The 25,710-nt window shown below is 41.6% G+C and carries 25 protein-coding genes; 12 read left to right on the plus strand and 13 right to left on the minus strand.

Annotated features, from left to right (window positions below; genetic code table 11):
* Positions 1-31 precede the first annotated feature (31 nt).
* Both ACM0OX_RS16200 and ACM0OX_RS16205 read right to left on the minus strand, forming a co-directional pair.
* On the minus strand, positions 32-1,222 hold the full coding sequence (locus ACM0OX_RS16200; RefSeq protein ID WP_414516106.1) for a pentapeptide repeat-containing protein: 1,191 nt from the start codon (positions 1,220-1,222) through the stop codon (positions 32-34).
* A gap of 481 nt (positions 1,223-1,703) precedes the next feature.
* Positions 1,704-2,090: a hypothetical protein gene (locus ACM0OX_RS16205; protein ID WP_322673143.1), complete on the minus strand. Its 387-nt coding sequence runs from the start codon at positions 2,088-2,090 to the stop codon at positions 1,704-1,706.
* Positions 2,091-2,569: 479 nt separating this feature from the next.
* Between ACM0OX_RS16205 and ACM0OX_RS16210 the strand changes: the two genes are divergently transcribed.
* Positions 2,570-4,474 (plus strand): chloride channel protein, encoded by a 1,905-nt coding sequence (locus ACM0OX_RS16210; protein WP_414516108.1) that lies wholly within the window; start codon positions 2,570-2,572, stop codon positions 4,472-4,474.
* Positions 4,475-4,643: 169 nt separating this feature from the next.
* Here ACM0OX_RS16210 and ACM0OX_RS16215 read toward each other — a convergent pair whose 3' ends face one another.
* The gene (locus tag ACM0OX_RS16215; protein WP_094353004.1) at positions 4,644-5,057 is read right to left on the minus strand and encodes an AbrB family transcriptional regulator; all 414 of its coding nucleotides are present in this window, start codon (positions 5,055-5,057) and stop codon (positions 4,644-4,646) included.
* Positions 5,058-5,518: 461 nt separating this feature from the next.
* Between ACM0OX_RS16215 and ACM0OX_RS16220 the strand changes: the two genes are divergently transcribed.
* From ACM0OX_RS16220 to ACM0OX_RS16235, 4 genes are all read left to right on the plus strand, one after another.
* Complete coding sequence (locus ACM0OX_RS16220; RefSeq protein ID WP_414516109.1) at positions 5,519-5,959, plus strand: Rrf2 family transcriptional regulator; 441 nt, start codon at positions 5,519-5,521, stop codon at positions 5,957-5,959.
* Positions 5,960-6,015: 56 nt separating this feature from the next.
* Positions 6,016-6,990, plus strand: coding sequence for an adenosylcobinamide-phosphate synthase CbiB (gene cbiB / locus ACM0OX_RS16225; protein ID WP_414516153.1), 975 nt, complete (start codon positions 6,016-6,018; stop codon positions 6,988-6,990).
* A gap of 91 nt (positions 6,991-7,081) precedes the next feature.
* The gene (gene pyrR / locus ACM0OX_RS16230) at positions 7,082-7,618 is read left to right on the plus strand and encodes a bifunctional pyr operon transcriptional regulator/uracil phosphoribosyltransferase PyrR (RefSeq protein ID WP_094353001.1); all 537 of its coding nucleotides are present in this window, start codon (positions 7,082-7,084) and stop codon (positions 7,616-7,618) included.
* Positions 7,619-8,059: 441 nt separating this feature from the next.
* Positions 8,060-10,642 carry a GAF domain-containing protein gene (locus ACM0OX_RS16235; RefSeq protein WP_414516111.1) on the plus strand — a complete coding sequence of 861 codons (2,583 nt, stop codon included), beginning with the start codon at positions 8,060-8,062 and terminating at the stop codon, positions 10,640-10,642.
* A 42-nt stretch (positions 10,643-10,684) separates the two neighbouring features.
* Here ACM0OX_RS16235 and purN read toward each other — a convergent pair whose 3' ends face one another.
* Positions 10,685-11,347: a phosphoribosylglycinamide formyltransferase gene (purN, locus tag ACM0OX_RS16240; RefSeq protein WP_414516112.1), complete on the minus strand. Its 663-nt coding sequence runs from the start codon at positions 11,345-11,347 to the stop codon at positions 10,685-10,687.
* Positions 11,348-11,372: 25 nt separating this feature from the next.
* Here purN and ACM0OX_RS16245 point away from each other — a divergent pair, with 25 nt between their 5' ends.
* Positions 11,373-12,254 carry a carbohydrate ABC transporter permease gene (locus ACM0OX_RS16245; protein WP_414516114.1) on the plus strand — a complete coding sequence of 294 codons (882 nt, stop codon included), beginning with the start codon at positions 11,373-11,375 and terminating at the stop codon, positions 12,252-12,254.
* Positions 12,255-12,324: 70 nt separating this feature from the next.
* Here the strand turns inward: ACM0OX_RS16245 and ACM0OX_RS16250 are convergent, their stop codons facing one another.
* On the minus strand, positions 12,325-12,891 hold the full coding sequence (locus tag ACM0OX_RS16250) for a thermonuclease family protein (protein WP_414516116.1): 567 nt from the start codon (positions 12,889-12,891) through the stop codon (positions 12,325-12,327).
* Positions 12,892-13,078: 187 nt separating this feature from the next.
* Between ACM0OX_RS16250 and ACM0OX_RS16255 the strand changes: the two genes are divergently transcribed.
* Entirely contained in the window at positions 13,079-13,822 is a 744-nt protein-coding gene (locus tag ACM0OX_RS16255; RefSeq protein ID WP_414516117.1) for a ferritin-like domain-containing protein, read from the plus strand.
* A 199-nt stretch (positions 13,823-14,021) separates the two neighbouring features.
* Here ACM0OX_RS16255 and ACM0OX_RS16260 read toward each other — a convergent pair whose 3' ends face one another.
* Together ACM0OX_RS16260 and ACM0OX_RS16265 are read right to left on the minus strand one after the other, a co-directional pair.
* Positions 14,022-14,222 carry a type II toxin-antitoxin system death-on-curing family toxin gene (locus tag ACM0OX_RS16260; protein ID WP_414516155.1) on the minus strand — a complete coding sequence of 67 codons (201 nt, stop codon included), beginning with the start codon at positions 14,220-14,222 and terminating at the stop codon, positions 14,022-14,024.
* A 182-nt stretch (positions 14,223-14,404) separates the two neighbouring features.
* Entirely contained in the window at positions 14,405-15,019 is a 615-nt protein-coding gene (locus ACM0OX_RS16265) for a hypothetical protein (RefSeq protein ID WP_414516119.1), read from the minus strand.
* 371 nt (positions 15,020-15,390) lie between these two features.
* On the opposite strand from ACM0OX_RS16265, the gene ACM0OX_RS16270 reads away from it, so the two are divergent.
* The gene (locus ACM0OX_RS16270) at positions 15,391-15,732 is read left to right on the plus strand and encodes a winged helix-turn-helix transcriptional regulator (protein WP_414516120.1); all 342 of its coding nucleotides are present in this window, start codon (positions 15,391-15,393) and stop codon (positions 15,730-15,732) included.
* A gap of 487 nt (positions 15,733-16,219) precedes the next feature.
* Here the strand turns inward: ACM0OX_RS16270 and ACM0OX_RS16275 are convergent, their stop codons facing one another.
* The 4 genes from ACM0OX_RS16275 to obgE all read right to left on the minus strand — a co-directional run bounded on the left by ACM0OX_RS16275 (position 16,220) and on the right by obgE (position 19,430).
* Entirely contained in the window at positions 16,220-16,615 is a 396-nt protein-coding gene (locus tag ACM0OX_RS16275; protein ID WP_414516121.1) for a salt stress protein, Slr1339 family, read from the minus strand.
* Positions 16,616-16,642: 27 nt separating this feature from the next.
* Positions 16,643-17,248 (minus strand): vWA domain-containing protein, encoded by a 606-nt coding sequence (locus tag ACM0OX_RS16280; protein WP_414516123.1) that lies wholly within the window; start codon positions 17,246-17,248, stop codon positions 16,643-16,645.
* 149 nt (positions 17,249-17,397) lie between these two features.
* The gene (locus ACM0OX_RS16285) at positions 17,398-18,003 is read right to left on the minus strand and encodes a vWA domain-containing protein (RefSeq protein WP_414516124.1); all 606 of its coding nucleotides are present in this window, start codon (positions 18,001-18,003) and stop codon (positions 17,398-17,400) included.
* A gap of 398 nt (positions 18,004-18,401) precedes the next feature.
* Positions 18,402-19,430, minus strand: coding sequence for a GTPase ObgE (gene obgE, locus ACM0OX_RS16290; RefSeq protein WP_414516126.1), 1,029 nt, complete (start codon positions 19,428-19,430; stop codon positions 18,402-18,404).
* 208 nt (positions 19,431-19,638) lie between these two features.
* On the opposite strand from obgE, the gene aroA reads away from it, so the two are divergent.
* Entirely contained in the window at positions 19,639-20,919 is a 1,281-nt protein-coding gene (aroA, locus tag ACM0OX_RS16295; protein WP_414516128.1) for a 3-phosphoshikimate 1-carboxyvinyltransferase, read from the plus strand.
* A gap of 18 nt (positions 20,920-20,937) precedes the next feature.
* Here aroA and ACM0OX_RS16300 read toward each other — a convergent pair whose 3' ends face one another.
* On the minus strand, positions 20,938-21,600 hold the full coding sequence (locus tag ACM0OX_RS16300) for a class I SAM-dependent methyltransferase (RefSeq protein ID WP_414516129.1): 663 nt from the start codon (positions 21,598-21,600) through the stop codon (positions 20,938-20,940).
* Between the two features lie 147 nt (positions 21,601-21,747).
* Between ACM0OX_RS16300 and ACM0OX_RS16305 the strand changes: the two genes are divergently transcribed.
* Together ACM0OX_RS16305 and ACM0OX_RS16310 are read left to right on the plus strand one after the other, a co-directional pair.
* The gene (locus ACM0OX_RS16305; protein ID WP_414516131.1) at positions 21,748-22,182 is read left to right on the plus strand and encodes a CoA-binding protein; all 435 of its coding nucleotides are present in this window, start codon (positions 21,748-21,750) and stop codon (positions 22,180-22,182) included.
* Between the two features lie 211 nt (positions 22,183-22,393).
* On the plus strand, positions 22,394-23,332 hold the full coding sequence (locus ACM0OX_RS16310) for a phosphoribulokinase (RefSeq protein ID WP_414516157.1): 939 nt from the start codon (positions 22,394-22,396) through the stop codon (positions 23,330-23,332).
* A gap of 66 nt (positions 23,333-23,398) precedes the next feature.
* On the opposite strand, the gene ACM0OX_RS16315 is transcribed toward ACM0OX_RS16310, so the two are convergent.
* Positions 23,399-24,463: a CBS domain-containing protein gene (locus tag ACM0OX_RS16315; protein ID WP_414516132.1), complete on the minus strand. Its 1,065-nt coding sequence runs from the start codon at positions 24,461-24,463 to the stop codon at positions 23,399-23,401.
* A gap of 440 nt (positions 24,464-24,903) precedes the next feature.
* On the opposite strand from ACM0OX_RS16315, the gene radC reads away from it, so the two are divergent.
* Positions 24,904-25,635: a RadC family protein gene (gene radC, locus ACM0OX_RS16320; RefSeq protein ID WP_414516134.1), complete on the plus strand. Its 732-nt coding sequence runs from the start codon at positions 24,904-24,906 to the stop codon at positions 25,633-25,635.
* Positions 25,636-25,710: the final 75 nt, after the last annotated feature.

A 25,710-nucleotide genomic window follows, 5' to 3' on the forward strand; every position in this document is an offset into this window, starting at 1 on the left:
CTTCCCTACTTGTCCCCTTGTCAGGAAAAAATCAGGATGATTTATATTTTGAGCCATCAGGCATAATCGCACCTTCGGTAAAGGCACTGCTCAATTCATAATCGCTCACTTTAGCATTTTTGAGATTAGCACCAGTTAGGTAAGCTCCTTCCAGGTTAGCACCACTCAAACTAGCATCTCTCAAATCTGCACCACTCAGGTTTGCATAGCTCAAATCTGCACAAATTAAATTGGCACTTCTGAGATTGGCACTATTAAGATTAGCCTGGCTTAAGCAAGCAAAACCCAGTTTTGTATAACTTAAATCTGCACCACTAAGTTTAGTCTGGCTGAGATTAGCATTATCTAAATTGGCATAGCTCAAATTAGCATTGCTCAAGTCACTTTCTATCAAATTGGCTTTACTAAGATTGGCATGGGAGAGATTAATATCTACTAACTCCGCACCAGGAGCATCCAAACCTTTCAGAGAAACACCATCCTCATTCAAATCTTGCAGTGCCAAAATTCTGGCATAACTAACTTTAACATTGTGTGCTGCATCAACCGTACTCCAAGCTTGATAATGAAATTGTTTTCTACGATCTGGAGCTTCTTTAATGAATAGAACTAGTGCCACCACCAAACTGATAGTGTCAGCAGCACCCAAAACCTCTGCTAGTAAAGAGTTGTCATCGACAATTAAAAGAATTACCGTAAAGATAACTACCGAAGCTATGGCGACTAACCATGTTGGTGCTATCCAGAAAGCGTCAATAAGTTTCCTCGCTAAAGTTACAAGTTTTTTCTCAGCTTGGACAGCTTTAGATGAAGATTCTTCCCCTGCACCTTTTAACATCAACGCAGTAATTGCTCTATAAGCATCTCGCCAAGCTTTTTTGACTTCAGGAGTCCAATCTTCTTGGAGATATTGCTCAAGCGTCACCAGCAGTGTTTCCCCAACTGGGCCATAATATTTGGGAATGGCTCCATAGCCGACGTGTCTACCTCCTAGAGCGTTGAGAACTGGCCCTAAAGTTTCTGGGCTGCGGAGATTTTCTACTACCAAAACCAGAGAATTTAACAGCTTTTTCTGTTGATTCACCATATCAGTCTTGGTAAACAGTGGTTTCACCTCTGGGTGAGCTTTAAACAAATTATCATAGAAGCTGGCTGCAAATTCATTAGCGTAAGGTTTTACTTTTTCAAAACTTTGCTCTAATATTTCAACATTTAAAGACATATTTTTCTATGATATTAGGACTTACGTACAGGTAACGGAAAATCGAACCACAGAGACACAGAGAACACGGAGGAATAAGAGTTTGAGAGATATTTTGCGTAAGTCCTGGATATGTAAAGAATAAATAGTTTAATTTTTTGGACTACGAGCGATACGATTAATAAAATTGATAAAATATTAAAATTTCTGTACGTATGATTTCATAAATAACAGTTAAAAACTCAAATTCTCTAATTCCTGCCATAAAATTTTACAAGGATTTTAATAATTATAAAAAGGGATTACCGATCAAAATTTGGGCTATAAATTTTCTTTTTTATAGCCCAAATTTCATTAGATGTCTGGTGGGCGATCGCTCTTTAAGCGGACATAATATAAAACCGCGTCCTATTTGGGGTAATAAGACACGGTTTTATCAGAGTATTTAGTTATAATATTACAAAAATCAAAGTAGAATTTGATTTATACCAAAGTAATCGATTTACTGGGATTTGTTTCCTGGTTCATTAACTTTCTCTGTTGTGGGAAGTATTTGGCGATCGTAACTTGTCTTTTCTTGGGTCAAAGCGATCGCACCAAAGAAAATCGCACTACCTACAGCCAAGGCTACCATCGGACGCTTGAGTAGGATAAAATCTCTGAGAATCCTCGCTAAAGGTCGGCTTTGACGACGTAGCGACGAAGACATCATCAATTGTCTCCAAGTAAACGGATCGCGGACATAATGACCACTTTGGCAAACTACTAGCCTTTCCTGGCAATAGGGACAGCAAAACAAGCCCATGCGTGTTTTAACTGGTTTAGGCGTAGCATTTCTTTGGCAAATTGGGCAAGTAACATAATGATTATCAAAAGTGTGTATATTCATTTACCTCGTCCGCCTAGTCCACTTACTCGCTCTATAACAATAGCTATATTGAATTGGGGTCAATCAATGTACGATCTGATATCAGGCATCAATCATACATACATTCTATTACTACCAAGGATGCCTCAATAGTCGCAACACGAGTATAGCTAGATTTAAACAAGGATGACTCATGGTTAATGTTTACGGGTACTACCACCCAGCCAAAAAACTTTGTTGTCTCTAGAAAAAATAGTGTTGGTGCCCACTCGCACCCCACTAGCAGCAGCTACGCTCAACTTAGGCATTGCTGACCCTTAACTAATAATTGTCCCTCATTTAACCATTCTCCCCACACAAATTTTGCACAATGACATTTTTAGCTAAAGCTTTGTAAGTTAAGCAAATAAAGTCTACTTGTCCGGTTGCTAAATAATGGCTCACAATGATAAGTAACAGATAAAAATTTAAATTTTTTCTTACATTTACCCCGCCTCTCAATGACTCTCTTGCCTCCCACTCAACTGAGGAAGGTAACGGAACAACCTGCCTTTCCTACACCTTCCGCTCGTTTAGCTCACCTAATTAATCGTTTTCAGCCATCCCCAGAAACAGTGGTACTGTTTTTAGCCATGCTCATTGGCGGTGGTACTGGTATGGGTGTAGTCACCTTTCACTATTTAATCCAATTGGTTCACCAGCTGATGCTGGAAAATTTAATGGGTCAAATTGGCGCCTGGGGTGCTTGGACTTTAGCCTGCGTTCCCACCCTTGGCGGATTAATTGTTGGCTTGATGCGCTGGCGCACTCAAGACTTTGGCCCTGGACTTTCATCTCTCATCGCCGCCTCTCAAGGAAAAGAGATTAGGCGACCACTAAGACCAGTTAGCAAAATGCTAGCCGCATCTGTTTCTTTAGGGAGCGGTGCTTCTTTGGGGCCAGAGGGGCCGAGTGTCGAAATTGGCGCAAATTTTGGGATGTTGTTCTCTGTAATTCTCAATGTATCTCAAGAACGACAACGCTTGCTGTTAAGTGCTGGCGCGGCGGCGGGACTGGCGGCGGGATTTAATGCTCCCATAGCTGGAGTATTTTTTGCTCTGGAGGTGGTGATGGGAGCGACATCTTTCGCTACTTCTGCTGTCAGTGTGGTGCTGTTAGCTGCGGTGGTAGCAGCATTAATTGCCCAAATTGGTTTGGGGGCCCAACCTGCTTTTGATTTACCTGTTTACCAAGTTCGCAGTCCTTTGGAATTACCCCTTTACCTAGGTTTGGGTTTAGGGGCCAGCCTCGTTTCTCTGGCTTATACCCAATCAATTCGTTTAGCAAAAGCTTGCTTTGCTGGGAAGGTTCCAGGTTTTGCCTTTTTGGGACGAATTCCTGAGCCAATTCATCCAATTATTGGCGGTGCAATTATTGGCGCTGTTGCTTTGCAGTTCCCGCAAATTCTAGGTGTCGGTTATGAAACTGTAGAAGCAATGCTTCAAGATGTGGAGTTTCCACTCTACTTATTGGTGGTGTTGTTGGTGGTGAAATTATTGATGACTGCAATTAGTGCAGGTAGTGGTTTCATTGGTGGTTTGTTCGCACCAGCAATGTTTTTAGGTGCTTCTTTTGGATCGGCTTACGCCAAAATGTTGGCTGTAGCATTCCCGACAATTTGCGATCAAATGGCGGCTCCCCCAGCTTACGCGATGGTGGGAATGGCAGCAGTTCTGGCTGCTAGTGTAAGAGCGCCATTAACGGCTATTTTAATGCTGTTTGAATTAACCCGTGACTATCGAATTGTTTTACCGTTGATGGCAGCTGTCGGTTTGAGTGTTTGGCTAGTAGAAAGGATTAAACCAACTTTTAACTCTAACTCTAATCTACAACAAATTGGTCTTTCGGAATTGAAAGATGAACAAGCGGAAATTGTGCAGCAAATTTTGGTAGAAGATGCCATGTATCCCTGTCCCAAAAAGTTACCTGCAACTCTGGGAGTATTAGATGCCGCTGTAGAAATGACCCGCGATCGCGTTCGTAGTGCTTTAGTATTTGATGAAGCAGAGCAATTAGTTGGTATACTTTCTTTGGAAGATATTAACCGTGCCCTTGCTATTTGGCAAACATACCCAAATTCTCTAACTGAAATTCCCGATAATTTATCCAGTCAAACCCTCATAGACATTTGTACTACTGAAATACTCTATGCATGGCAAGATGAACTTTTATCTGAGGCTTTAGATCGAATGAGTCTTCGAGGTTTACATCAATTACCAGTGGTAGCACGAGACCAACCCGATCGCATTTTGGGTTTATTAGAAAAAGAGCAAATTGCATTAACCTGTAATTTAGCAGTTACGCGCAAGGCACTTCGCCACTATTTACCAGTCTTACCCACCACAGATATAGTCATTAGTCATTAGTCATTAGTCATTAGTCATCAGTCATTAGTCATTAGTCATTATTTTTCACAAAGGACACTTGACTAATGACTGTTTATAGTCATTGTTTTTCACAAAGAACAAATGACAAATGACAAATGACAACGGACAAAGGACAAATGACAACGGACAAAGGACAAATGACCATTTATTAAGCCGTGGCTTCTATGGCTTCATCACCTTCGCGATCTTCTGGATCTACCTGTCTCAGACGAATGTGCTTTTTGCCTAAAGTGATCAGAAACTCATCTCCTGGTTTAAGATTCATCTGTTTTGTATAAGCTGAACCTATAAGTAAGTTACCATTCGATTGCACACTAATTCTATAGCTAGCACTACGTCCACCACGCCCATTAGCACTGGGTGTACTGTCTAACTGAATGCCTTCAGCATCAATTAGGGCATTTAAGAACTTCATCATATTGACGCGTTCTATACCATTTTTGGTAACGGTATAGTAGCCGCACTTCTTAGCTTTGTCTTCTTTGCTCTCGTTCTCTAGCTCTTTGACTTTTTTGAGCAGTTCTTCGCCGAGTAAGGGTTCAATTTTTTTCTGTTTAGGCATCAACTTAGGTCGAAAATGAATGTTTGAAGTGTTTGAATCGATTTTATTTTAGCTGAGGTTGAGCTAACAGGAACATAATCCTTTAGTTTTTATCTCAACCTAGCCAAGTATATTACACTCAGATGCACAATTGTTATGCCATTACCAATATTGACAAGACAATCTATTTTAGAAAATGCTGGCAATGCTGATAACTATATATATATAGTTTGTGAATTACTGCTAGACTATATGAGTTTTAAGTTTTCTAAACTAACGCTCAAGAGGTTGTCTATTTCTTAAGGATGAGAACTGAGTCACAGAATGATAAGCAAAACTGATCCTTAGTCATTAGTCAATGGTAATTAGTCATTGGTTATTTAGAAACGACAAACTAAAGAAGTCTCAGAGTCGGAAGCCGACCCTCAGAATTTCTTTTCAGGGAGATGCAGTGCAAAGGACAAACAACAAAGCTTGCCAAAATGAAATTAACTACCAGAGGACACTATAGTGTAAAGGCGTTGCTAGATTTAAGTTTACAGCCAAGATATGGGCCTGTATCTGTGAGAGCGATCGCAAAACGCCAAGATATTCCAGCTCCTTACCTCGAAAAACTACTAATAGAAATGCGTCGTGCGTCAATAGTTAAATCAATTCGTGGTAGCATCGGCGGATATCAATTAGCAAGAGAGCCTGCACAAATATCTATAGGACAAATCTTAGAAGCTGTTGGCGAGACTAGCCATTTACCTCATCACACCCCAGCACCTACACAAGCTGAAGATTGGGTAACGTTTAGCCTCTGGCAGAGACTCAACCAAAAACTCAAAGAAGCTTTATACAGTATTACTCTGGCAGACCTTTATTACGATGCTCGGAGTCGGCAAGCTTCTCTTGGAGAAGAAGCTAGTTTTGTGGTTTAGTCAAGAGTCAATGGTCTAAATATTGACCCTTGACTTTTAACCCAAGACTTATGACTATGACTAATAATATCTATATCTTAATAATTGCAGCATTTTTAGATTACTTAATTGGCGATCCTTGGGATTGGCCTCATCCAGTACAACTTATGGGGTGGGTAATTGCTCGCCTGACCAAATTTTTTATCCACTTATGTCAAAATTCTCTAACACAACGCCTAGCTGGAATTGTACTAGGCATCATCTTAATAATTGGTAGCGGTCTTGTTGGCTTTTTGATGATTCAAATTGCCAGATGGGTTCATCCACTCTTAGGAATTGCCATAAATAGCATTCTTTTGGCTAGTTGTTTTGCTGGCAAAAGTTTGCGAGTAGCAGCGGAGGCTGTTTTACAACCTTTAACAGTCGGAGATTTGGAGAAAGCTCGAAAGATTTTAAGTAATTATGTTGGTCGAGATACCCAAAACCTCTCACAAGCAGAAATTTCACGAGCCGTTTTAGAAACGGTTGCAGAAAATGCCACCGATGGGGTGATGGCTCCGCTTTTTTATGCAATTGTTGGTGTCTTTATACCAGTTGTGGGGCCAACTCCCTTAGCTTTAGCATATAAAGCCAGCAGTACCCTTGATTCAATGGTGGGCTATCGGGAAGCACCCTATACTTATTTAGGATGGTTCTGTGCGCGGTTAGAAGATTATTTGACTTGGCTACCTTGTCGGTTAACAGTCGTGACTCTGGCGCTATTATCGGGTAAGCCGATGCATATTTGGCAAATTTGTCGTCGGGATGCAATTAAAGATCCTAGTCCCAATTCTGGCTGGAGTGAGTGCGCCTATGCTGCATTTTTAGGTGTACAGATGGGGGGTACAAATTGGTATCGGGGGGTAGCTAAGTACAAACCACTGCTAGGAGATGCTATTTATGCCATTACTGCAACTTCTATTCAGAATGCTTTACAGCTGACTCGATATTGTTTTTTGCTATGGTTAGGGATAGCGATCGCAATATTCTTAATGCTCCCAAATAAAATGTAAAGTTAGGAGTTAGGAGTTAAGAGTTAAGAGTTAAGAATAAAAACTCCTAACTCTTAACTCATCACTCCTAACTCCTAACTGATGACTCGCTATGTCTGCCAAAGTAGTTGAAATTCTCTCATCCGAAGAAATCCGTCGTACCTTGACTCGTCTTGCTTCTCAAATTGTCGAAAGGACGCGTGATTTATCTCAACTGGTGCTTCTTGGTATTTATACTAGGGGTGCGTTATTAGCCGAATTATTGGCGCGTCAGATTGAGACGCTCGAAGGTGTCGCAGTTTCAGTCGGTGCTTTGGATATTACATTTTATCGAGATGACCTTGACAAAATTGGATTGCGGACTCCAACGAAAAGCGAAATTCCTTTTGACCTTACCGGGAAAACGGTTGTACTGGTGGATGATGTGATTTTCAAAGGACGGACGATTCGCGCGGCTTTGAACGCAGTCAACGATTACGGTAGGCCAGAGGTGATTCGTTTAGCTGTGTTAGTAGACAGAGGCCATCGAGAATTACCAATTCACCCAGATTTTATTGGCAAAAAGTTACCTACAGCTAAAGAAGAAATTGTCAAAGTTTACTTACAAAATTGTGATGGACGAGATGCAGTAGAGTTGATTGCAGATTAGGCTGTGGAGGCAGGGGAGCAGAGGGGCAGAGGGGCAGGAAGTACAAACTGATGCATTAATCCGGCATTTGTCCCTCATGTACTTGAAAACTAATGTCAGTAATCAAGCAAAAATGATCCCACGGGTAAGGGCAACTGTGAGAAGTCTGTAAAACCTTGTTAAAAAATAAAGCTTGTTTGGCTGCCTTGCCAGAAAACCACAACTCCTAATGAGAAAATAAGACATTCTAACCAAGCGATCGCCATAAGATTGTTAACAAACCTGTTAATCAGACCCAATTTTTTTGAATTTAAAGGAAACAAAAGCATTATGGGACATGACTGAGAAAATTAGTGCCTCAAGATACTCCTGAAAGCCAGTCTTTGTTTAATAAGGTTTGTGTAGAATTTGGTGGTGAGGTTCTTTACTTGATTCTCAATTGCAGCAATCCAGGTTTCATTTATGAGTCAGTCTTTTTCTCAAAACCAAGCAAGACGAAATCGCCAACAGAGACTCTGGCAACAAAAATGGAGTTTAAAGACTAAAGCAATGGTTTGGGCACTAGGTATCAGTGTCCTCCCTGTAGTTGCGATTGGAACAGCTACTTACAACTATGGCATTAATTTAATTAACACACAAACTCCGCAAGTAAGACAAGAGAGTGTAAAAAGTTCACCAGAAAGTGAACTTGCTCTAAAAAGACAATTGTCACTCTTGTTAACTGGTATGGGAGTAACAGCAATTTTAGCAGGTGCGATCGCTGTTTTTGTGACGAATCGAGTTATGAGTCGAGTCAGCAACGTTGCTGCAATTTCTAATAATATTAAAAAGAGGCTACGTCCAGACAGCGAGTTTACTCAAGTCTTTATCGCTGGCCAAGATGAATTAGTGATGTTAGAGAGAAACATCACCTTATTCACAGACCTACTTTCGGTTTTAATACAGGAGAAAGAAGCCGAAGCTGATTACTCTCAACTATTAATCAAAATTACCCGTTGGGTTCGAGAATCATTCAATGAAGAAGATGTTCTCAAAACTACCTCAGAAGAAATTCGTAAAGCTTTAAGCATCGATCGCGTCACCATCTTTTGCTTCGACTCCAACTATAATGGAACCTTTATCGCCGAATCAGTAGCACCTGGTTTACCGAAAATATTAGGGGTTACAGTTTCCGATCCTGGATTTGAGGCAGGGTATATAGAAAAATACCAAAATGGTAGCATCCATGCTACTGATAATATCCATCAAGGCGATCTCAGTGATGCTGATATTGAGTTGCTGGAGCAATTTGCTGTCAAATCTAGTTTAGTAACACCTATTCTCAAAGGCAAACGGCTATTCGGTTTATTGATTGCACATCAATGTTCTAGACTTCGCTTTTGGCAACAATCTGAGATTGATTTGTTTTCTCAGATAGCCATGCAAGTAGGATTTGCCCTTGACTACGCCAACCTTCTACAACAAGTAGATACCAAAGCAGATAAAGCTCAGGTATTTATCGAAATTACCCGCAGCATTCGTCAATCGCTCAACGAAGAAGATGTCCTCAAAACGACGGTGGAAGAGGTTCGTAAAGCATTGAGTACTGACCGAGTACTGGTTTATAGCTTTTACCCTAATTGGTCTGGAATTATAATTGCCGAATCAGTGGTTCCAGGTTATCCCAAAGTTTTGCGGTCTGAAATTCAAGACATCTGTTTCGGTCAGGGTTATGTAGAAAAGTATCAGTCTGGTCGCGTTGTAGCCACAAACAATATTTATGAAGCAGGTTTGGCTGATTGTCACATTAGCCTCCTGGAATCCTTTGCTGTCAAAGCAAATCTGGTCGCCCCCATTCTCAAAGATGAACAATTATTTGGCTTATTAATTGCCCATCAATGTTCCAGACCCCGTGATTGGCAACAATCTGAGATTGATTTATTTGCTCAGACAGCGATGCAAGTCGGGTTTGCTCTCGACCATGCAAGACTGCTGCAACGAATCGAGGCTGAGGGTGTGCAAAGTCAGTTGTTAGCAGATACTATCGGCATCATTCGCCAATCACTCAACGAAGAGGATGTTCTCAAAACCACTGTGGAAGAGGTTCGCAAAGCTCTGAGTACCGACCGAGTGATGGTTTATAGCTTTGATGCTAATTGGTCTGGAACAGTGATTGCGGAATCAGTTGTTCTCACTTACCCAAAAGTTTTGCGAGCTGAAATCCAAGACCCATGTTTCGGTCAAGGCTATGTAGAAGAGTATCAGTCTGGTCGCGTTCTCGCAATCAACAATATTTATGAAGCTGGTTTGGCTGATTGCCATATTAACTTGCTCGAATCCTTTGGGGTGAAAGCAAATCTAGTAGCCCCCATTATTAAAGATAAAGAGCTATTTGGCTTGTTAATTGCACATCAATGCTCCAAACCTCGTGATTGGAAACAATCTGAGATTGATTTATTTGGCCAGATAGCGATGCAAGTAGGATTTGCTCTCGACCATGCAAGACTCCTGCAAAGAATTGAAGCTGAAAGGATGCGAAGTCAGTTACTAGTCGATATTATCCGCAGCATCCGCCAATCCCTCAAAGAAGAGGATGTCATCAAAACTACTGTAGAAGAGGTTCGCAAAGCACTGAGTACTGACCGAGTGTTAGTTTATAGCTTTTACGCTAATTGGTTCGGAATTATTATTGCTGAATCCGTGCTTCCGGGTTATCCCAAAGTTTTGCGGTCTAAAATCCATGACCCCTGTTTCACTCAAGGCTATGTAGAAAAGTACCAGTCTGGTCGCGTTGTTGCAATCAACAACATTTATGAGTCTAGTTTGGCTGATTGTCACATTAACCTGCTCGCATCTTTTGGTGTGAAAGCAAATTTAGTAGCACCAATTATTAAAGATGAGCAGCTATTTGGCTTGTTAATTGCACATCAGTGTTCTGAACCCCGTAATTGGCAACAATCTGAGATTGATTTATTTGCCCAGATAGCCATGCAAGTAGGATTTACTCTCGATCATGCTAGGCTCCTACAAGCGTATCAAACTGCTGAAGCTAATTCTGATGAATAGTAGGGGCGCGCAGCTGTGCACCCCTAATTGATATATGTATTTTTACGTGACACTTGGTGTAACTTTTGACGAATCAGCTGCCAGAGCGATCGCTAATGGTAAAATTCGATGTTCCTGAATTTGAATCCTGGCGTGGAGTGTTTCTGCTGTATCATCCGGCAATACTGGCACTGCTGCTTGCATTAATATTGGGCCGCTATCCATTTCTAAGCAAGCTATATGCACTGTACAACCAGTAATTTTTACCCCAGATGCCAAGGCTTGTTCTACAGCATGGATTCCCTTGAAACTAGGTAACAAACTAGGATGGATATTAATAATTCTCTCAGGGAAGGCATCAATGAAAACTGACGTTAATAATCGCATCCAACCTGCCAAAATCACCCATTCTACATCGTAGTGCCGCAATGTCTGCACAATTTTTTCGTCAAATTCTTCTCGGTTTTGATAGTTGCGGTGATTTAATAATACAGTTTCTACACCTCTATTAGCTGCTCTGACGGCTGCTTTCGCTGAGGGATTATTGTAAATTAAAACTTGAATTTGAGCATTTAGCCGCCCATCTTGGATAGCTTGGGCAACTACATCAAAATTGCTGCCATTCCCAGAAGCCATAATTCCCAGTTTTAAAGGGGCGAATTGTTGGTAATCATCGCTAATGTTGGGAGAAATTAAGCTAAGGGTAGAATCAAGGCGGAGAGTCATAACAGCTAGGAGGGTTAATTTATAGATGCCAAAAATATATACTAAGTCGTGGTTGGATAATGATACAGTAGCCGCGTGGATTTTTCTCGCACCAGCATTAATTTTGCTGGGTGTTTTTATCATTTGGCCAATCGTCTATTTGTTCTATCTCAGTTTCACTGCTGGTAGTTTCAGCTTAAAAGGTATTTATTGGATAGGCTTAAAAAACTATTGGCGCTTGCTACTCGACCCCGATTTCTGGCAAGTTCTGGGTAACACCTTTTATTTTACTGTTGCTACCATCATTCCCAGTTTAGTTATCTCCTTGGGATTGGCAGTACTGTTAAACCGTTCCATTCCCTTGCGGGGCATCCTGCGGAGTGCCTATTTTCTACCTTCAATTATTTCACTTGTGGCAGCCGGTTTGGGATTTCGCTGGCTGTTTCAAACATCAGGGCCAGTTAACGGACTTTTAGATTTTTTTGGGATTTCAGAAATTCCCTGGCTAGGAGATACATTTTGGGCAATGCCAGTAATTATTTTAATGAGTATTTGGAAACAACTCGGTTTCAATATGGTAGTTTTTTTAGCCGGGTTGCAAGCAATTCCTTCCAGTCGTTATGAAGCAGCAGACTTAGATGGAGCGAATGCTTGGCAACAATTTTGGTATATTACTTTGCCCGGATTACGCCCGACTGTAATATTTGCAGTCATTACTACCGCAATTTTTACATTGCGGAGTTTTGAGCAAGTTTTTGTGATGACTGGCGGTGGGCCACTAAATTCAACTAATCTGCTGGTTTACTACATTTACCAAGAGGCTTTTGGTCAATTTGATTTTGGTTATGCAGCAGCAGGAGCGACTGTGTTACTAGCAGTGGCGCTGGTACTAGTTTATTTGCAACTGCAAACTTGGGGAGAGGAGTAGAGGAGGCAGGGGGGCAGGGGGGAATTTTGGCAATTGCTGAGTTGTCGCGCAAATATGCAATGCCGAGTTTTTACTTCTTATATAGGCTGCGATATTCCCAAGGATTTATAAATTTAGTATCGCTCCAAACGCCGAGCCGTTGTTCCTTCGCTTTGGCTTCGGCTTGTTGAACTAAGTCTTTACTAGGACACTTGTTTAAATAGGGACGATAGACTTTTGCTAGACCTTCTTGCAACAATACCTGTTGTACAAAAGTGCCATTTTTTAAACGGACTTCAGCAATTTTACGCCCATAGCGATCGCTATCGGTGATATTCAAAGTCACGCGATCGCCTCCTTGTTGTACCAGTTGTTGCACCCGTTCTTGGGCTTTCACACCCCAACTAAATTGATTGCGATCGCTTGTGCGTTTACTCTGTTTTTCTTTGTTTGTATGAGCGATTTCTGGCGCATCTACACAAGCAAAACGCACGGTAAGATTTTTGCCATCGGCATCTTTTACTACTAAAGTATCACCATCACTGACTCGCTCAACTGGTTCTCCAGAATTCCCGATAAAGCGATCGCAGCCCATCAAATTTAAAATTATGATAGTTGCACAAAGCCAAAATCGCACTGGTTTAGTTAATTTCTCCATCCAAACTTACCTGCATTACCTCTGTGGAATGATACTAGCAAAATGCAAAGATATATTTGTTAACTGTTGACATATAGTTCCACAGACAATTCAAAATTCCAAATGGTAAGACCCTCTGGCAGCAATCGATAGAAAATGCGGATTAGTATAAGAATTGTAACCTTCCAATTGTCAGCGGGAATTTCTGATGAACTTCTTGACTAACCTTCTGCATCTAGCTGGTTCAAGTGTTTTTGCCTATTACTCTGCTGCTCAAATTCGTGATTCTAAAACCCGCCCCAATATCCTTGCGGGGTTTCAGTTAGCCGAATCTGGCTCTGTGCCATTTTTATCCGCACTTAGCGAGCGCGCAGCTGCTGAAGGTGATACATGGCTAGCCGAAAAATTAGCAAAACATGCATCAGATGAAACTAAGCATGGTCAAATTTTTGCCCACGCCTTACAACAGCTGAATAAACAAGTTATAGATTTCAAGCGTCAACCCCAAACTACATCTACAAAAAAATCACAACAGCGTAGTCCCTTTTTCGCAGCATTTTATGAAGGCTACACCCAAGAACAGCTAAAACCAGCTGTAATTGACTGGGATATGTTTATGGCTAGCACATATATTCTGGAGTTAGATGCTAGTAAAGACTTTGCGCGAATGGCGAAAGTATTACCTGATAACGAGCCAACCGCTCGTAACTTGAAGTTAGGAATGCTAAGTATTGCCCAAGATGAAACTGGACATGCTGCTTATCTCTACGAAGCGATGATGCGCCGGATGTCTGCAACTGAAGTGCAAAACCTCGTAGATATGTGGCGAACCCGCAAGGTGAATGCCTTGTTGGCAATGGTTGGCGGTATCCTTCAGCGTAACGGTGAAACGCGATCGCTAGTCCAAGATAGTGCGCCGTCGGAAATCGATTCTGAATTGGTAGCTACGTAATTATAGATATTTTGAGTATCTAACCATCAACTACCCCTGGCTCAAACTTTCGTTAGCCAGGGGTTTCTGAACCTGAGATTTTTGAAGCTTCTTTGCTCTGCTGTATATTACTAGTTTAGCGGCGTATTCTGGTAGAGATTGGGACTCATTATCTAAAGCTTCTCAGACATTCTCTAAGAGCGATCGCAATGTAATGAGGTTAAATAAGATTTGTCACGTAATTTTTCAATATAGCAGGCAGTTCTTCCTTGCTTATTTCATGCGTAACTATCTGTACCGTTAATTTCTCAGCTTCTTCTTCTGTTATTTCAATATCGTAATCATTGGCATTTAAAAAAGTCACCATAGCAGCAAAAGCAGTGCGTTTGTTACCTTGTTCAAAAGCGTGATTGCAGGCTATGTGGAATAGTTAATGCAGATGCCTGTTCATAAATTGTGGGATGTAAATACTCTCCCCCAAAAGTTGCTTGAGGCGCGTAAAGAGCAGAGTCAAGCAAGCCTTCATTAATTATGTTTGATGACTCGCCAGTTTCACTGACGAGTGCTTCATGTATAAGGATTACGTCTTCTTTCCCAAGAAATTTAGGATGCTGCAAGTCTCTTGTAAACTGGTTCCCATTTTTTCATTGTTGATAGGAAGATTAACACAGTTTCTGATTCTTGAGGAGTTATATCTCCTAAATCAAATGCGTTAACCTCCTCTTGGGAGAACGCGTTAACTCGTAACCCTGCTTCAAGGAGTGAGTTTAGACTATGTTTTAGGGTTTCTACGACAACATAATTTATGTCTTTTTTAGGAGTTTCAGGACTAACTAAGCTTTTGAGGTCTTTGTATAGAGCGACAGAACCTGATGTTAGCTCTTCAATTGCTTTTTTTGCGTCTTCTCCCCAGTATAAAACCCAGTATCCATCGTCTAAAATTTCCTTTAAAAGGAAATTGGATTTGACAAAGTACAGTACTGTTAATTCTCCAACGCTAGCTCTGTCGCGAATTTTTTCAAGCAGTTTGACAAGTCTATGAAGTTTTTGTTGAAGTTGAGCTATCTCTTCTCTAAGCTCATCTTGCGAGATCCCTCTAGTACTGACAATTTCAGCGAGTTTGGCGCTGGTTTCATGTTGTGCATTAGGAAAATCCAGGTATTGCTGAAACTGCTCTATTTGTGCTTGAAATGTTGAGATTTTTTCTTGTATGAGCATGAAGCGTGGAGAGATTACCTTGTCTGGAAGGCTCTACTTGATTGGATAGCTATCTATCCAATTCTAAAACAAGCGATCGCACTTTGCTGATTACTGTTACAGTAATCAGCAAACATCTGCCTCCAGTTGACTGCAAAAGACAGCAAGTATCTATTCTATTGTCATATTCCTCCAGCTGCTACACTAATTATGAAAGACATAAAACAAGTAATACAGGACTTACGCAAAATATCTCTCAAACTCTTATTCCTCCGTGTTCTCTGTGTCTCTGTGGTTCGATTTTCCGTTACCTGTGCGTAAGTCCTATAATAATCAGATAACTAGCGGTACTACCGAGCAAACCTGAGTCAGGTTATTCCTACAAAAAAACTATGAAAGCTGAAGCAGAAAACCATCTCAGGCTGACTTGTGAAGTAGAAACTACCCTAAAAGTGATTGGCGGACGCTGGAAAGTTTTAATTATTAGAGAATTAATGACTGGTGTCAAACGCTTTGGTGAGTTGCAACGAGCTTTACCTGGAGTTACGCAAAAGATGCTAACTCAGCAACTTAGAGAAATGGAGGAAGACGGCATTATTCATCGAGAAGTTTATCCCCAAATTCCACCCAAGGTAGAATATTCACTGACGCCTTTAGGAGAAACTTTGCAACCAATTCTCTATGCTATGCACGAATGGGCTGTGCAACATTTAGCTCAAACAAATCATCATTAATATTGATTTTGAAGAAGAATTCAGAAGTCAGAATGGGCTAAACGCCCCGCTACCGCTAACAGGAGTCAGAATGAAGACGCGACTCGAAAATACTCGCTACCGCTGCGCTATCAGTGCGGGATTCAGACCCGCAACTGTTTTGTTGCACCACTAAATATGCAGATTTAGTGAGGGTCTTAAACCCCTGGATTTATCCACCAGCGATACACTGAGCGCAGTCGTTGTGTCGCACAAAATACCCAACTGAATTCTGGCTCCTGACTCCTGAATTCTGTTTCAATAAATAATAATTGCTAATTTTTAAGACAACTGTAGTATTACGGCTTGCCTAACTTACAATTTGAGGTTTGCGGTGCGTTAAGCTAATGCGGTAACACACCCTACACTATATTTTAATTATTTGCACTTACTTAACTTAAATAAATAATTGCTAATTTTCAATTCAAGCAAGCAAGCACATTGATGAGCAGGATATTGAATTTTTAATTCATTCATTGCTTCTTAAATATTCAATCGCTGCCTCTAATTTTGAAGGGTAACTTTCAGCAAACCTTTCAAACCAAAGTCCTTCAGACGAAAGTGGATCTACTTTGGTTAACCATTCTTTCGCCTGCACTTTTAAAGCTTCGAGTTGTTTGGCTTTGATTTTTTCTTGTCGAATTCGTTCCTGTTCAAGTTCTTGCTGTCTTTTTAATTCAATCGCAGCATCCTCTTCGGCAAAATCAGCCTTAACATCTGCCAAAAGGTTATCTATCAAAGATGCCGACTTTGGCGATGATGGAATAAACGATTTGGCTGCGACTGATTTTGATTCCAGCTTTTGTGGTTGTACTTCTTTGTATTCAGTTTCGAGTTCAGCTAATAGCTTATCAATGGAATCCATTTTGGCAATTCCTAATAAATAGTATAGCTAGTCATTAATAGCATTGAGTAGCACTTCCGATAGACTCAAATCTTCCATATCTTCCATAGTAATGGTGTCACAGATATCAAACTTAGCACCAGCACTTTGGAGTTCATCATCTAAGACTTTGAGAAAGCGGGTAGCTTGTTGGTCTGTGCCAACTTGAATAAAAGAAATAGCTAATTCTTCATCTCGTTCGATGCGACGAGAAGCTTCAATAATTACCCTCATGACTGCTTTGCGATCGTCCGGCTCACCATCAGTAACCACTAAAATTGTTTCACCATTTGGCTTGGTTTGACCGGCTGCTTTGCGTTGAAGGTAATCATCAGTTGCATGTTTTAACACACTTGCCAAATCAGTTGTACCAGAGGGATCGTTCTCTCGAAAAATTTGTGATACCTTGGTGGATGTGACATTTTCGTATCGCTTGAATTTGCCAGAAAATACATAGATAGTGATACCATCTGGATCAAATTGCTCACACTTGCTAGCTAAAGCTAAAGTTGATTCTTGGGCTGCAACCCATCTAGTTCTACCACCCTTTTGATCTTGGGTTGCCATGCTACCGCTTTTGTCAATAATCAATGTATAATCACGATTTTCTAGCATTATTCAATTCTCCAATTAAGAATTAACAGTTACTGAACTATGGGCGATCGCCAAACATACAGCAGAGTTTAAGTTGGTAAGGTACACAAGGGAAGTCTGTTACCCAAGTATAAAGCGTGTTTTACTCCTGAATTCTGAATTCTGCTATACTAGTCAGTTATTGCGTTCGTCAGCACATCTACAAGACTCATTTCTTCTAAGTCGTCTAAAGTGACGGTATCGCAAATATCAAATTTAGCGCCGACGCTTTGTAACTGGTCATCCAAAGCTTTGAGGAATTTAGTTGCTTGGGCATCTGAACCTACTTGAATAATCGAAATTCCTAATTCTTCATCACGCTCCATCTGGCGAGTAGCATGAATGATCACTTCAAACACAGCCTTGCGATCGTCTGGTTCACCATCGGTGATCACTAAAATTGTCTCTCCGTTTGGCTTGGTTTTACCAGCTGCTTTGCGTTGAAAGTAGTTATTGAGGGCATCTTGGAGTACACCTGCTAAGTTTGTTGTGCCAGAAGGGTCATTTTCGAGAAATATCTGGGCGACTTTAGCTGAGGTGACATCATCGTAGCGTTTAAATCTCCCAGAAAAAACGTAAACGGTAATGCCATCGGGGTCAAACTGTTCAGCCTTTCTGGCCAAAGCCAGAGTAGACTCTTGAGCGATTTCCCATCTACTTCTACCACCCATTTGGTCGGGTGTAGACATACTACCGCTTTTATCAATGATTAAGGTATAGTCGCGATCGCTCATCATAATCTTCCTTTGATTGTTACCCTGTGGTTCTAGTCTAATCCACGAATTTAACGATACCGTAAGTACTTTAAGGTTTCGTATCAATTGTGCTACTCAAAAAAGCCGCATCACAGTTGATGAATGCGTTGGCAACATCGCTACTGTGATTTCTTTGGTCATATTCCAGAAGAATTAATTGGCAAGTCAGACTATGCTTTTTTTGCAAGCAGAAGCTGATGTGTTCTGGGAAATAGATGAACTGGTTTTCACAACAAATATTACTAATGAGAACCAGCATCTTTTTACTGATGCTCAGGGTAGGACAAGGCGCTGAGTTTGTGATTAAGATTCCCCTGATCCAGAATAAGCCAGCATAATTCGTAATTGATAAGTAGTAATTACGAATTACGAATTACGAATTAGCTAAATACCTCCACTTCTTCAGGAACCTTCATTTGGTCGAGAATTCCCCAAATTTCCTGTAACATCGGGTCTAACCCGGTGCGAGTAACCGCTGAAATCACAAAAACGGGGGCGTAGGAGAGATGATTAAGTTGGGTGGCTAACGCCTCCAAATCGACGGTTTCCCGATCGACTGCATCAATTTTATTCAGCGCCAAAATTTGCGGACGTTCTGCTAAACCCCGTCCATAAGCTTGTAATTCTTCCTTAATTGTGTTGTAGTCTCTAACCACATCATCACTAGTGGCATCAATCAAGTGAAGTAGCACCCGCGTGCGTTCGATATGGCGCAAGAAATCATGTCCCAGCCCTGCCCCATGAGCTGCTCCTTCAATGAGTCCGGGAATGTCGGCGAAAACAGTACCATCGCCAGTAGGTTTCCGCACTACACCCAAATTTGGAATCAGGGTAGTGAAAGGGTAGTCTGCGATTTTCGGACGTGCAGCCGATAAAGATGAAATTAAAGTGGATTTACCAGCATTTGGTAAGCCAATAATCCCGACTTCTGCCAAAAGTTTTAACTCTAGGCGCAGCTGCTTTATTTCCCCTGGTAATCCTGGGAGAGCATATTCTGGGGCGCGGTTACGGTTGCTCAAGAAATGCTGATTTCCCAGTCCGCCTTTACCACCTTGGGCAATCAGCAAAGTCTGCTTAGGCTCAGTTAAATCTCCCAGGAGTTCGCCAGTTTCAGCATCATAAATGGTTGTACCGCAGGGAACTTCGATAATTAAATCCTTTCCTCCTGCTCCGGTGCAGTTATTTGGCCCACCACGAGTCCCTTTTTCGGCCTGAAAGCGATGGTTGTATCTGAAGTCCAACAAAGTTTGTAAGTTTTCATCGGCAACGAAAAATATCGAACCACCTCTTCCCCCATTACCACCGGAGGGGCCACCAGTCGGCACGTACTTCTCTCGCCGGAAGGCGACAATACCATCGCCGCCCTTACCAGCTTCAACTTCAATTTTTGCTTGATCGATAAATTGCATCTTTCTAAAGTCCTGTTAGCGGATAGCCAGGGTTTAACCCGTGCTGAATTATGAGTTGCGAGTTATATGGGAGTTATAAATTATAAGTTTTAAAATCTCATTTCTCACTACTTTACTTGTAACTCACACTCCCTACTCCCCTGCCCCTTTTGCTCAAGATATGGGAATATTATAAAGTTGTAGCTAACCGCCTACGTAGAGGTTTAAAGTGGATACCATTGCAATTCCTGCTCTAAATCGGCCAGTGGATGCCACGGTAGAAATTCCTGGTTCTAAAAGTCTGACCAATCGGGCGTTGCTTGTCGCAGCTTTGGCGCAAGGTGACTCCATTTTAGAAAATGCCTTATTTAGTGAAGACAGTGAGTATTTTGCTAAATGCGTAGAGCAATTGGGCATTCCCATTACTTTGAATCCTCAACTGGCACAAATTCAAGTGGCGGGAAGGGGAGGCGAAATTCCAGCTAAACAGGCAGATTTATTTGTGGGTTTGGCAGGTACAGCAGCACGGTTTATTTCGGCGCTGGTGGCACTGGGGAACGGTGAATATCGCCTAGATGGCGTTCCCCGGATGCGAGAACGACCGATGGGCGACTTGTTGACGGTGCTGCAAATGGGTGGAGCAACCATTAACTTTGAGGGAAACTCCGGGTTTATGCCGTACACCGTCTATAGTCGGCAATTCGCTGGTGGAAATTTTCGGGTGAAAGCAAACCAAACAAGTCAGCAACTTTCGGCATTGCTGATGATTGCGCCTTACGCTCAACAAGACACAATTATTGAGGTTGAAGGTACGTTGGTTTCTCAGTCTTACATCAAAATGACCTGTCGTCTGATGGCAGACTTTGGCGTGGAGGTGATTCAAATCGGCGATAATCAATTTCAGATTAAAGCGGGACAACGTTACCAAGCTCGACATTACACAGTCGAACCCGATGCGTCAAATGCTTCTTACTTTTTTGCCGCCGCTGCTGTCACGGGTGGACGGGTGCGTGTCAAACATTTGACCAAACAATCCTGTCAGGGTGATATTCTGTGGCTGAATGTTTTAGAACAGATGGGTTGCCAAATTAAGGATGGGGATGATTACACCGAAGTGACAGGGCCGAAGCAATTGCAAGGCATCGACATTGATATGAATGATATATCGGATCTAGTGCAAACATTAGGAGCGATCGCACCCTTTGCCAGTTCCCCGATTACCATTCGGAACGTGGAACATATTCGCTATAAGGAAACTGACCGAATTAAAGCTGTGGTGACAGAGTTACGGCGGCTAGGAGTTGAGGTTGAAGAATTTGCAGATAGACTGAAAATTCAACCCGGCCCCATTACCCCGGCGGCAATTGAAACCTATCACGATCATCGAATGGCGATGGCTTTTGCTGTCACTGGCTTGAAGGTTCCAGGGATTGTAATTAAAGATCCTGGTTGTACAGCGAAGACTTTTCCAGATTACTTTACCCGATTCTTCCAAATGCTCGAACAATAAAAGCTATTTTCGCTCAACTTACTTTTTCAGTGCCAAAGTTAAGCCATCTGCGATCGCTACTACACTAAGACTAACTCGCTGGTCTTGATGCAGTTTTTGATTAAAGGCACGAATTCTTTTAGTTCTATTATCTTGCACTTGCGGGTCGGCAACCCTGCCTGACCAGAGAACATTATCGATCGCAATCAGTCCCCCCGGACGCACTAATTGCAGCGATCGCTCATAATAGGCATCATAGTTGCTCTTATCTGCATCGATGAAGGCAAAATCAAAAGTTTCTCCTTCTCCTGTTGCCAGTAGCCAATCCAAAGTCTGCAAAGCTGGGGCAATATGCAGTTGAATTTTATCTGCTACTCCTGCTTGTTGCCAATAACGTCTAGCGATCGTTGTAAATTCTTCACTAATATCACAGGCTACCACCTTACCGTCCCTTGGTAACGCCAATGCCACCACCAGGGAACTATAACCTGTAAATACCCCAATTTCCAAAGTTTTCTTAGCTCCCAACAACTGCACCAGTAACGCGAGAAACTGCCCTTGTTCGGGAGCAATCTGCATTCTCCCGATTGGATATTGGGCTGTTTCTTGCCTCAGTTGGGTTAAAATTTCTGGTTCTCGCAGAGAGACTGACAGTAAATAGTCGTAGAGGTTTTGTTCGAGTCCTAGTGTTTTAGTTGTCATGGGCATTGGGCATGGAGAATAGGGGACGAGTCTTTGATATTCGTGAATGATTTTTTAAAAGTCAAAATTATATTTAAATGCAACTCAGTATGATGAGCAAAGCGATGTCTACGACGGGCTGCGCCTACGATCAGGATATTTTAAATCATGCCAAACCTTAAAGAAGATGATAACGCCCTGCGTGAGGTGTTGATCCAAGCAAAAACCATCGCTGTTGTGGGTCACTCTGATAAACGCTATCGTACTAGTTATCAAATCGCCCAATTCTTGCGACAAAAAGGGTATACAGTCTATGCCGTCAACCCGATAATTAAAGACATTGACGGTCAAGCCAGTTATCCTGTACTCCAGAAATTACCCGAACCCGTGGATATTATTAATGTGTTTCGCCGTTCTGAGTGCTTGCCAGAAATTATAGATGAAGCAATTTCTATCAATGCGAAAACTGTATGGACACAACTGGGTATCTGGCATCAACCATCAGCACAAAAAGCTATAGATGCAGGACTCAATGTGATTATGGATGCTTGTATTAAAATTGAATATCTGCGGCTGAGAGTAGATTCAACAGAAAATGTCTAGTATTTATGCGTACAGATAACTCTAACAATCTACATGATTGTAATTATTATGCAAAAAGCGTAGTTTACCACTGTAAGCATCGCACAAACATTTTATGTGTAGAGATATTGCATACCAAGTCTTTGTTTGAGTTACTTGCTTAAACCCTTCTAGAATAAAAACTATTGTGGGTATTTTATTACTAAAGTTGTTTTTATTGTGGGAGGTTATGATGAGCCGTCCAATAATTCTTGGTATTGTCGGTGATAGCGCGGCTGGTAAAACAACACTAACGCGAGGAATCGCTCAGGTACTCGGCCCAGAAAATGTCACGCTCATCTGTACAGATGATTATCACCGTTACGATCGCCAACAACGTGCAGAAATTGGCATCACAGCCCTTCACCCAGACTGCAATCACTTAGATATTATGCAGCAACATCTGTCGCTGCTACGCACGGGACAGCCAATTCTGAAGCCAGTTTACAGCCATAAAACCGGCACATTCGAGCCACCACAGTATATCAAGCCTAATAAATTCGTCATTATTGAAGGATTACTCGGTTATTCTACCCGTGCCGCTCGTGATTCTTACGATGTTAAAGTTTACCTTGCACCCCCAGAAACACTACGTTCTAAGTGGAAAGTTAAACGAGACACCCAAAAGCGCGGCTACACAGCTGAACAGGTATTAGCGGAATTAGAAAAGCGCGAACCAGATTCAGCAGAGTTTATCCGTCCGCAGCGGCAATGGTCTGATATAGTCATTAGTTTTTATCCACCCACAGAGGAAGATGATGAAACCAATGGACATCTGAATGTCCGTCTGGTATTACGTCCGACAATTCCCCATCCAGATTTTACCCAGATTGTCAACTCTGGCTATGGTAATTCTGACTCAGCGATCCGCTTGGGATTAGACAGGGATATGAGTAAGCCTGTAGATGTCTTAGAAGTTGATGGTCATGCAACTTTAGACCAAGTAAATAAGTTAGAGCATATTATTTGTTCTGATATGCCGCATTTACGAAGTATTTGCGATCGCGAAAGTAATCCAGAACTGGGTAAAATTGCTGGTACAACTGGAGAAACACTGCAAAGTTACCCCCTGGCTTTGACTCAGTTGATTATTACCTACCACATGCTGAAAGCAACACAAATTTATCAGTGAGTGAAAGAAAATTATTTATCCATTGTTCCTAGATATAATCTGGGAATGTTTCATAAATAAGTTGATTTAGACTTTTTTAGGGTCAAGAATACGCATAAAGTTTATGAACAAGCGAAGCATTTGAATATCTTCCTCAGCAAAGGGATCTGGATCAAAGTGCATTACATCATTTCGCAATTCGCGTATAATGTCTAAATGCTTAATGAAAGTTGCCCGATCAATTGAAATGTTGAGGTTATTCCAATGTTCGGGCTTTTCAAGCAACCGTAAGTATTCCCCAAAAGTTAGATCAACTACAGAATTTATTACGCGCTCATCCTTTGGATCTCGAACTGAAGCAAGCTGCTCGGTAGTGAACTTACCGTCGATTAAACGTCGAACATAGTTCTCAATTTCACCAACTAATAGAAAAGGTTCAGTAAGTTGACGAAACTGCAAACTTAAATCACTTGTTGTTACTATCCCAGAAATCTTCTGATCCTGCTGACGAACAAGCACATATCCATGTTTAACAATCAAGTCGATGGCGGAAAACAATGAGGATTCTGCTGTCACTTCAGGCACTGTTGTTTCCATACAATCACGAACCCTTTCGCAGGGACGCTTAAGAGATATTCTCCTACCAATTGATTCCCAACTGATTACCCCTTTTACTTCCCGCTCTGATTGCATCACTGGAAGTTGTGAGAAGTCACGCATCATCATTAATGTTGTTGCTTCTAACAGTGGTAAGTTCGGATTAACTACTATAGGGGTACTGTTTGCTGATGCAAGTTGTCCAATACGAAAAGTTGGATCTTCAATGGCTCCATAAACAAACTCTGCTGTAGTAACCTCCGCAGTTGCATCTGGTAGATAAGTTGCTGAAATAGCATCTTCAGTTATAGCTTTTGCTTCTGCTTCATTAGGCTTCTGAGCAGGAACAAAACGTACTTCGGCATCAATGTATACGTTAGTGAAGTCTGGCTCAGTTGCCAAATTTACCTCGGTAAGAGCTTTGCGGATTGTATCTACAACAAATCTACGTCGCTTGGCACCGAACCATGTAAGAAGAGTTCTGACAGTTTCCTGAGCTTGGCTGTTATCTTCATATACTTGCCGAGCGATTTCTTGGAGCTTTTCTGGAACCATTAGATACGTACTTTTTCTCCGGAAAATTGTTATAATTCTAACTTTAAATAGAAGTTTGATGCAGAAAGCCGATAGATAAACTAATGTAGGCTGACCATAAGCTAGTGAGCATTCAAGTAAGTTGCATAGAAGCAGGGCTGAAGCCCTTATTAAAAGCGAATAATTCTAGAAAAATGAATGAGGATTAGCTTAGTAAGTAGTGTGTACTGTAAAGTCTTTGTTTACTGAGAACTGCACCAAACTCATTTTGCAAGGATGGTCGCCTTTATATTAATACAACAGCTTGCTACTGATAACCGTAGTTTCTCTGAGAACAAGATAGTTAGAAATATGAAAAAACTTACCAAGGTTAAAGATTTTCTCAAATAAAGATGATTTTGAGAGCAAACGAGGGATAACTAAGGATAGTTCTATGTGTGGTGCTATTTTCTTAGTTTAATATGACCTATTGCCTCAGAATTGCTGACCTACCTACAAATGAGCGTCCGCGCGAGCGATTAATGACGCATGGTGCAAAAATTTTAGCCACAGCGGAGTTAATCGCAATTCTTCTAGGCACTGGTCAAGGGCCAGGAAAACTATCTGCTGTGGGTTTGGGACAATATATCTTGAGCGAATTAGCCAAACACCAACGCGATCCTTTGGTAGTTCTGCGAGAAGTTAGCCCTGCTGAGTTGATGCAAATTTCTGGTGTTGGCCCGGCGAAGGCGACAAGTATCTTAGCAGCAATTGAATTGGGTAAACGCGCCTTTCAATCACGTCCCAATGATGGCACATTAATTGATAGCCCACTTGCTGCTGCTGCTACCCTTAGCCAAGATTTGATGTGGCAGATACAAGAACGTTTTGCAGTGGTGCTGTTAGATGTCAAGAATCGTTTGCTGGGTACGCAAGTAATTACTATTGGCACTGCAACCGAAACCCTAGCTTCTCCCCGTGATATTTTTCGAGAAGTTATTCGTCAAGGTGCAACGCGGGTAATAGTTGCCCACAACCATCCTTCTGGGAACCTTGAACCCAGCCAAGAAGATATAGAATTGACGCGTCAGTTATTATCAGGGGCGCAGCTTTTGGGCATTCCAGTACTAGATCATCTGATTTTGGGCAATGGTAATCATCAAAGTTTACGAGAACTAACAACCTTGTGGGATGAGCATCCGCAGGGGGATTAAAATAATTCGTAATTCGTAATTCGTAATTCGTAATTCGTAATTCGTAATTAAAGACTTGTGAGAATCGCAACCCGC

The organism is Nostoc sp. PCC 9305 (genome assembly GCF_963920915.1).
In the GTDB taxonomy this organism is placed as follows: domain Bacteria; phylum Cyanobacteriota; class Cyanobacteriia; order Cyanobacteriales; family Nostocaceae; genus Nostoc.

What these genes read in the sequence shown, in the direction of transcription:
- ACM0OX_RS16235 (WP_414516111.1), top strand. Translation starts at nt 8,060, where the DNA reads ATGAGTCAGTCTTTTTCTCAAAACCAAGCAAGACGAAATCGCCAACAG.
- ACM0OX_RS16210 (WP_414516108.1), top strand. Translation starts at nt 2,570, where the DNA reads ATGACTCTCTTGCCTCCCACTCAACTGAGGAAGGTAACGGAACAACCT.
- purN (WP_414516112.1), bottom strand. Translation starts at nt 11,347, where the DNA reads ATGACTCTCCGCCTTGATTCTACCCTTAGCTTAATTTCTCCCAACATT.
- ACM0OX_RS16265 (WP_414516119.1), bottom strand. Translation starts at nt 15,019, where the DNA reads ATGCTCATACAAGAAAAAATCTCAACATTTCAAGCACAAATAGAGCAG.
- ACM0OX_RS16255 (WP_414516117.1), top strand. Translation starts at nt 13,079, where the DNA reads ATGAACTTCTTGACTAACCTTCTGCATCTAGCTGGTTCAAGTGTTTTT.
- ACM0OX_RS16310 (WP_414516157.1), top strand. Translation starts at nt 22,394, where the DNA reads ATGAGCCGTCCAATAATTCTTGGTATTGTCGGTGATAGCGCGGCTGGT.
- radC (WP_414516134.1), top strand. Translation starts at nt 24,904, where the DNA reads ATGACCTATTGCCTCAGAATTGCTGACCTACCTACAAATGAGCGTCCG.
- ACM0OX_RS16285 (WP_414516124.1), bottom strand. Translation starts at nt 18,003, where the DNA reads ATGATGAGCGATCGCGACTATACCTTAATCATTGATAAAAGCGGTAGT.
- cbiB (WP_414516153.1), top strand. Translation starts at nt 6,016, where the DNA reads ATGACTAATAATATCTATATCTTAATAATTGCAGCATTTTTAGATTAC.
- ACM0OX_RS16245 (WP_414516114.1), top strand. Translation starts at nt 11,373, where the DNA reads ATGCCAAAAATATATACTAAGTCGTGGTTGGATAATGATACAGTAGCC.
- ACM0OX_RS16315 (WP_414516132.1), bottom strand. Translation starts at nt 24,463, where the DNA reads ATGGTTCCAGAAAAGCTCCAAGAAATCGCTCGGCAAGTATATGAAGAT.
- pyrR (WP_094353001.1), top strand. Translation starts at nt 7,082, where the DNA reads ATGTCTGCCAAAGTAGTTGAAATTCTCTCATCCGAAGAAATCCGTCGT.
- ACM0OX_RS16280 (WP_414516123.1), bottom strand. Translation starts at nt 17,248, where the DNA reads ATGCTAGAAAATCGTGATTATACATTGATTATTGACAAAAGCGGTAGC.
- ACM0OX_RS16200 (WP_414516106.1), bottom strand. Translation starts at nt 1,222, where the DNA reads ATGTCTTTAAATGTTGAAATATTAGAGCAAAGTTTTGAAAAAGTAAAA.
- obgE (WP_414516126.1), bottom strand. Translation starts at nt 19,430, where the DNA reads ATGCAATTTATCGATCAAGCAAAAATTGAAGTTGAAGCTGGTAAGGGC.
- ACM0OX_RS16305 (WP_414516131.1), top strand. Translation starts at nt 21,748, where the DNA reads ATGCCAAACCTTAAAGAAGATGATAACGCCCTGCGTGAGGTGTTGATC.
- ACM0OX_RS16250 (WP_414516116.1), bottom strand. Translation starts at nt 12,891, where the DNA reads ATGGAGAAATTAACTAAACCAGTGCGATTTTGGCTTTGTGCAACTATC.
- ACM0OX_RS16300 (WP_414516129.1), bottom strand. Translation starts at nt 21,600, where the DNA reads ATGACAACTAAAACACTAGGACTCGAACAAAACCTCTACGACTATTTA.
- ACM0OX_RS16270 (WP_414516120.1), top strand. Translation starts at nt 15,391, where the DNA reads ATGAAAGCTGAAGCAGAAAACCATCTCAGGCTGACTTGTGAAGTAGAA.
- ACM0OX_RS16215 (WP_094353004.1), bottom strand. Translation starts at nt 5,057, where the DNA reads ATGCCTAAACAGAAAAAAATTGAACCCTTACTCGGCGAAGAACTGCTC.
- ACM0OX_RS16220 (WP_414516109.1), top strand. Translation starts at nt 5,519, where the DNA reads ATGAAATTAACTACCAGAGGACACTATAGTGTAAAGGCGTTGCTAGAT.
- ACM0OX_RS16275 (WP_414516121.1), bottom strand. Translation starts at nt 16,615, where the DNA reads ATGGATTCCATTGATAAGCTATTAGCTGAACTCGAAACTGAATACAAA.
- ACM0OX_RS16205 (WP_322673143.1), bottom strand. Translation starts at nt 2,090, where the DNA reads ATGAATATACACACTTTTGATAATCATTATGTTACTTGCCCAATTTGC.